This window comes from Frankia sp. CcWB3, from assembly GCF_977927595.1.
In genome coordinates this window covers 1-6490 of sequence record NZ_CDWRCK010000237.1, presented here as the reverse complement: position 1 = coordinate 6490, position 6490 = coordinate 1, and the positions used below count along the sequence as shown (strand labels likewise).

General features: G+C 69.8%; 7 protein-coding genes and 1 pseudogene. 3 read left to right on the top strand and 5 right to left on the bottom strand.

Going from position 1 to position 6490, the window contains the following annotated elements; translation table 11 throughout:
- Positions 1-272: pseudogene (locus tag ACY5KJ_RS16245) on the bottom strand (hypothetical protein); the annotation flags it as partial.
- Between the two features lie 284 nt (positions 273-556).
- A complete protein-coding gene (locus ACY5KJ_RS16240) occupies positions 557-1057 on the bottom strand; it encodes a hypothetical protein (protein WP_462188875.1) in 501 nt (166 codons plus the stop codon).
- Between the two features lie 354 nt (positions 1058-1411).
- Between ACY5KJ_RS16240 and ACY5KJ_RS16235 the strand changes: the two genes are divergently transcribed.
- On the top strand, positions 1412-2437 hold the full coding sequence (locus ACY5KJ_RS16235; RefSeq protein WP_462188881.1) for a thioesterase domain-containing protein: 1026 nt from the start codon (positions 1412-1414) through the stop codon (positions 2435-2437).
- Positions 2438-2511: 74 nt separating this feature from the next.
- Positions 2512-2775, top strand: a complete 264-nt coding sequence (locus tag ACY5KJ_RS16230; RefSeq protein WP_462188876.1) for a hypothetical protein — start codon at positions 2512-2514, stop codon at positions 2773-2775.
- Positions 2776-2818: 43 nt separating this feature from the next.
- Here the strand turns inward: ACY5KJ_RS16230 and ACY5KJ_RS16225 are convergent, their stop codons facing one another.
- Entirely contained in the window at positions 2819-3580 is a 762-nt protein-coding gene (locus ACY5KJ_RS16225; protein WP_462188877.1) for an SDR family NAD(P)-dependent oxidoreductase, read from the bottom strand.
- A gap of 580 nt (positions 3581-4160) precedes the next feature.
- Here ACY5KJ_RS16225 and ACY5KJ_RS16220 point away from each other — a divergent pair.
- The gene (locus ACY5KJ_RS16220; RefSeq protein WP_462188878.1) at positions 4161-4586 is read left to right on the top strand and encodes a hypothetical protein; all 426 of its coding nucleotides are present in this window, start codon (positions 4161-4163) and stop codon (positions 4584-4586) included.
- Positions 4587-4607: 21 nt separating this feature from the next.
- On the opposite strand, the gene ACY5KJ_RS16215 is transcribed toward ACY5KJ_RS16220, so the two are convergent.
- Both ACY5KJ_RS16215 and ACY5KJ_RS16210 read right to left on the bottom strand, forming a co-directional pair.
- The gene (locus tag ACY5KJ_RS16215) at positions 4608-4769 is read right to left on the bottom strand and encodes an SDR family oxidoreductase (RefSeq protein WP_462188879.1); all 162 of its coding nucleotides are present in this window, start codon (positions 4767-4769) and stop codon (positions 4608-4610) included.
- The coding region (locus ACY5KJ_RS16210; RefSeq protein ID WP_462203754.1) for a diguanylate cyclase domain-containing protein at positions 4766-6490 on the bottom strand (1725 nt) is incomplete at its 5' end. The genes ACY5KJ_RS16210 and ACY5KJ_RS16215, both read right to left, overlap by 4 nt.

The window sequence follows — 6490 nt, the reverse complement described above, 5'->3', positions numbered from 1 at the left end:
AACCGGGCGAACAGCATGGCGTCGTTGCCGCCGTAGGAGACGTTCCCGAGATTTCCCCAGGCGGAGTGGAAGATGCAGACAGCCACCGCCAGGTATCCCACCGCGACCAACAGCGGCGGAGGAACCTGGATCCGCCAGGACCGGATCGCCGGCGCCGGGTGTGCACCGTGGCCGGGGGCATGATCGGTGCCGCGATCGGAGATACCTCCGGCGGTCCCTGCGGTTTCGGATTGCGTCACGACGGCCCCCCTCGTGTGCCCGTCGACCCCGATCCGCCCCCTGCGGACGGGATGTACGGGGCGTTCACGACCATAGTCGCCCTGATTGCCTCCATGGCTACATAGCGTGACTATTTGGCGGTGTGGGGTAACGGTCTACCCGCGATACGACACGGGGAGAGATACCCACCGAGGGAGAGTTCCTCGGCCGGGTGCGGAAACCCTCGCCGGTTTCCCGGGCCGGCGGTCGCGGTCGTTCTCGAGGCAGCGGTCGTTCTCGAGGTTCCGGCGGTTCCCGGTGTTCGGCTGTCCGGGCCGTTCTGGTGCGGCGCGCGGTACTACCCGGCTGCCCGGTCCTGGCCGCGGGACGTGGCGCTCGGATCCGCCCATTCCGCCACCAACGCGGCGCAGCTGCGATAGCGCGCGACGGCGTAGTCGTCGGAGACGACGCCGTCGCGGTCAAGCACGGCGACGGGATAGCCACGCTCCGCGCGATAGCCCCGTTCACCGACGATGACCCGCCCCCCGAGCCGGACCACTCCGACGACGTACGGCAGGGAGGTCCAGCGGGGCGGGCGGGCGGCGGCCAGGATGCTCGGGTCCCGCCAGGCGTACAGGCCGCAGGCGCAGTGCTCGTCCGGGACCCGTTCGTGGCCCGCGCCGGGCTCGCCGGGCTCGACGTCCCGGTCCGGCCGGCGGGTGCGCAAGCAATGTGCCTCGGTCATGCCGTCGGCGCGCCAGAGCAGTAGCCCGGGTGGAAACGGCGACCACGGCGTCCAGGCAGGGCGTAGCTGGCCGTGCGCGTCCACCGCCCACTGCCGCCAGCCGAGCAGGCTCACCCGGGAACCGGTTCCAGGTCCGGTTCCGGCGCGGCCGGGACCGGGATGGTCAGCGGCTCGGAGTCGGGAAAGCTGATCGGCTCGTCTTCGACGATCCGTTCCGGTCTGCCCACATCACCCACACGTCTACGGTGAGCGCCCGACGCCGAGCCGTCAATGCCCGACGGGGACGGGTCACCCCATCGGGGAACCGGCCACCCCACCGGGGAGTGGGCCGACCGGCGGGACCAGGCTCACCGCCGTGGGCCTCGATCACGGGTTCCCGCGAACGCCCGGCCGGCGTATCGATGATCTTGACCGGTGGTGTTCAATGTGCTCTTCGCCTAGTCCTGTGGGGTGATGTCGTTGCCGGGCATGTCTGCGGCCGATCCGTATCAGGTGGCCGCGGCCCTGTTGTGGGCCCGCGTGCTCGGCCTCGAGACCGTCGGTCTGCATGACGACTTCACCGCCCTTGGCGGTGATGCGGCGACCGCGCAGGAGCTGGTGGCGACCCTGTGCGACGAGTTCGGGGTCCGGCTGCCGAGCTCCGTGGTCGTCCAGGCGCCGACGCCCGCCGCGTTCGCCGAGGTGTGGGCCGCCCGGCAGAGCGAGTCCGTCGGGCATCCCACCGTGATGCCGCTGACGCCCGGCGGTTCCGGCACCCCGTTGTTCTGCTTCCCGGAGGCCGGTGGGCCGGCGATCGGTCTGCTCCCGTTCGCCCGGTACTTCGCGGGCGAACGGCGGGTCTACGGGATGCAGGCGCACGCCCTGGAACGGCGGGGCATCCCCGACTGGTCGGTGTCGGCCGCCGCCCGGCGGCACGTGGGGGAGATCCGTCTTCTCCAGCCGACGGGTCCCTACCTGCTGGCCGGGCACTCCTTCGGCGGACTGATCGCGTTCGAGGTCGCGCAGGTCCTCCGGCAGGCGGGCCACGAGGTCGGCCTGCTGGCGTTGATCGACACCTACCTGCCGGGTACCTCGCGGCTGACCCGATCCGGGGCGATCGTGCCGACCAGTCAGTTGGAGGGAGCGCATCCGGACTCCCCGGCGCCGCCCGACGCCGGTCGGGGGATCGGCCCACTCGCCGCCGACGACGGGCCTACGCTGACCCCGCGGGTGATGGTCGACCGCCTGCGCCAGCTCGTCGAGCTGCCGCTTGCCGGCGTGGTCCGCTTCCGGGGGATGCACCAGTACGACGTCTTCTACAACCAGGGGCGCATCCTGACGATGACCTACCGGCCCCCGCACCTACGATGGCCGGACGGCGGTCTGGCTCGCCGACGACCACGACGAGATCGAGGCCTGGCGGGGCGTCCTGACCGGACCCGCCGCGATCCGCCGGATCGGCGGGGACCACCGCGGCGTCCTGCGGGAACCGCTGGTCGCCGGGGTGCTGGCTGAACTGCGCCACGAGCTGGCGACGGTGCCCGGCATCGACGGCCGCCGGGTCTGATCTCCTGGGGGTCGCCGGGTCGATGGCGTTCCGCCGTTCCTGCCCCGTACCCGACGGGCGCCGCGGGGAGGTGTTCGACGAGGCGTTCGCGGCGTTGCGGCGGCGCTATCCGCAGGTCATCCCGGAGCGGCTACTTCCGGCCGGGCGGGACGCGGCGCGCTCGTTGATCGCCGAGTATCTCGCCGCCGGGATGAGCAAGTTCGTCTTTCATCCGGTCACGACGCCCGGCGGATGGCCGGATTTCTTCGACGCCTTCGCCGCCGAACTCATGCCGCTCGAGACCTGATTGGCGGGTGTTTCCGGCGAGCCGGACAATATGGACGGAGGGCTCAGGTGATGGTGAAACCGCCGTCAACGGCGAGGGTCTGCCCCGTGACGAAACTGCCGGCGTCGGAGGCCAGGAAGAGAAGCGCCGCAGTCAGTTCCTCCGGTTCACCGATGCGTCCGCGGAGGATCCTCGCCGACTGGGTCTCGAGGTACTCGGGCTGGTACTGGTCGGTCATCTCAGAGCGGAAGAAACCCGGCGCCAGCGCATTCACCCGGATGCCGCGCCGGCCGGTCCATTGCTGGGCCAGATCGCGGGTGAGGCCGACGAGGGCGGCCTTGCTCGCCGTGTAGGCCGCCTGCGGCAGGCCGGCGGTCGTCAGGCCGAGGACGCTGGAGATGTTGACGATGCTGCTGCCGGGTCGCATGACCCGCGCCGCCGCCTGCGCCATCCAATAGCAGCCGCCCAGGTTGACGTCGATGACGGAGCGGAACTGCTGCGGGGTCTCCTTGAGCGCGGGGACGACGGTGCCGATCCCGGCGTTGTTGACCAGGATGTCGACCCGGCCGAAGGTCTCCATCGCGGCGGCGACGAGGTGTTCGCAGGAGGCGGGGTCGGCGACGTCGGTGGCGACCGGCAGGGCGCGGCGGCCCTCCTTCTCTACGAGCTCGGCGGTGGTGGTGAGCCGGTCGGTCCGGCGGGCGCCCAGGGCCACGTTCGCGCCGGCCTCGGCCAGGCCCCGGGCGAAGTCCACCCCGAGACCGGAGGACGCCCCGGTGACGACGGCGACCCGGCCGTCCACCCGGAACCGGTCCGATATGGACATAGCATGCTCCTTTACGATAAAGAGGCGCGCGCCTAATCATGGATCCCATCCCGGGCCGGCAAGTGATCCGGGCTTCCCGCGCCGCCATCCTTGCAGGTCCCGGGCCCAGGTGCCGACAAATCACCTCCCGTACGCGGATGCGTTCGGCGCGCTGTGCATCTGTCGGATGGTCCGTCCCGAGAGCATGTGCGTGCGTCGAATACGGCGAGACCCTTCCCCTTTCCGGTGGGCGCGGTCACAATCGACCGGTACGACCGAGCGGGCGACGACCAACATTGATCCGGCAACATCGGCATTATGGGGACGTAATGAAGTAACAAATACGTGATCGAGAGCATCATCGCAGGTCACAGGCCTGTGGAGGGTTCGAAAGGCGCAAGTTATTTCATTTCGACTCCTATCCGGCAGCCGGCCATACCAGGCTGCCGACAAACGCGTTCCGGAACATGTGATCTGTGGGTCGAGGGGGTACTGACGATGTGTCGGTCACTTCGACATCGCCGGCTGTGAAGCGCGACAATCCCGCGCACGTCGACAGGGCGACCGAGGGCCTCGGGAGAAAGGAAACGCGGGAGGAAGCGTGGAACGGGCAGAGCGTACCGAAGTGGACTCGCAGGTCCGGATGGAGCGTCATCTCGTCGTCGGTCTTCGTATCGGAGACTTGTCGGATATGGCCGATGTCCTGCTGGCCGCTGACCTTGCCGCGAAGCTCGACGCGCACCTCGTGCTCATCGCGGCCCCGGATCGATGGTCGAGCTGGGCACGGTGGACCGCGGGAATGCACTGCGCGTTTGGCGTGGAGACCGTGATGAACGCTGCCCGCATCGCCGAGGAGGAGGCCCGGGAAGATCTCAACCGGCGCCTCGGAACCCTGCTTGATCTAGTCGGCGTGACCTGGACCATGCGGTGGGCCACCGGCTCCTACCGACGAGCCGTGGCCCGCCACGCCCGACAGCACCCCGAGGCGCTGGTTATTTACCGGCTGGCGGGGGGCGGTGCCCGATAACCGGTGCCCGGTGGCACATGGTCACCGCCCACCGGTCACGTCGAGTATTGCTCCGGTGACGTAGGAAGCCTCGGGTGAGCAGAGCCATCGCACCGCGCCGGCGACCTCCTCAGCATGGATCCGCCCCGCTCTGCCGGCTGACGTCGCCCAGCGTCCCAGGCTGGCGGAGGCTGCGGGGGTCATCGCGCCGCGGGGGAGATGGAACGTCGGGCCCGGGCGTACATGTCCGCATCGGCATGCCGGACCACGCTCTCGGGACTGTGCGAGCCGGCGCCCCCGACGGCCTGCGAGGACGCCAGGCCGATCGTCGCTCTGACCACAAGGGTGTTGCCGGCCACGGTGAGGGGCGCCTCGATGAACTCGCGCACCCGCTGCTCGGTCTGGCGCATCGTCAGGGAGTCGGCCCCGGGCAGCACAATGACGAACTCGTCACCGCCGAGTCGGAACGCCTGCCCGGCACGTGCTTCCGGCCAGATCGTCTCGGGGCCGATCATCGCGGGACCGATCGTCTCGACCGGTCCCGCGCTGGCCGCCGACGGGCCCGGGGCGAGGACGTCGGCCAACCGAGTGGCGACCGTGCACAGCACATCGTCGCCCACCTGGTGACCGAACGTGTCGTTGATCGGTTTGAAGTCATCCAGATCGATGAGCAGAACCGCGAACGGAGTCTGCTCCCGAGCCAGTTGATCGAGGAATTCGGTAAGCGCCGCCCTGTTCGGCAGGCCGGTCAACGGGTCGTGGGTGGCACGTTTCCGTAGCTGCTCCTGCAACTGACGACGTTCGCTGATCTCGTGGCAGGTAAGCAGGACACCACCGTCGAAGCGGCCCGGCCCGGACGCGGGCCGCCAGGCGCCGGCCTCGATGTCGAACCAGCGATGGCCGCCGTTGACCGTCCGCATGCGGACGTCCAGAAGGGACCCCGGTCCACCACACTGCCGGTCCGCGAGGAAGGCCCGCGTCGCCGCCTGGTCCTCGGGATGGACCAGGTCGATGAGCGGCAGCCCGATCATGGCCTCGACCGGGTAGCCGAGCAGGCTCTCGACCGCCGAGCTGATGAAGGCCGGCCGGCCCGCACGGTCCAGGTTGACGATGATGTCGTGCGACTCGTGCACCAGGGTCTGCAGCCGCGCCCGGTCGCGCCGGACCGCCTGCTCTCCCCGGAAGATCATTTTTGTCAGGCCTGAGAACGTGACGGCCACGATGCCGAGCAGCAGCAGATCGCCGACGGCATGGTTGTCTCGCGGGTCGCGCGGCAGTGGGCCGTCCTGTTGCAGGATGAGGTACCCCCATGTGGGATGGCCGGGGATCGCGGCGGCAACGGCGACGTGACCGCCGCCGTTGCGTACCGTCACCCGCCGGCTCTGGCCTGGCCTGATTGACCGCAGCTTCGTGCCGTCAGTCATGGCGATCCCGACCGCGGACGGATCGTCGGACAGGGCGATGCGCCCGGTCTCGTCGACGATGACGATCCGGGTGCCCTCTCCGGTGCCGCTCGTCCCGGTGCCCCCGCCGCCAAAGATGCGGACCATCTCGGCTCCCGGCATCCCGGCTCCCGGCCTACCCATGACCAGGAACGCGGCGCTGCGTCCGTCCCGCACGATCGGCACGATGCTGTACGCCCGAACCCGATCGCCCAGGTGGAAAACAGGGATGTTGATTCCGCTGGTGCGGGCGAGAGCCCAGATCCGGTCCCGCGGGGGGAACGGGATCGTTGCGCCGGTGGGTTGGACCGCCGTCGGCCTGCCGTCGAGATCGACCAGTGCCAGAACGGTGTCGGGGCCCGCGAACGCCGACCGGGAGACCGAGGCCAGCACCCGCTGGTCGACGGCGGGTTCGGTCAGCGACCAGGGAAGCCTGGAGATCGGGTCGATCAGGCGCACGGGTTGGCCCAGGTCCGCGACATA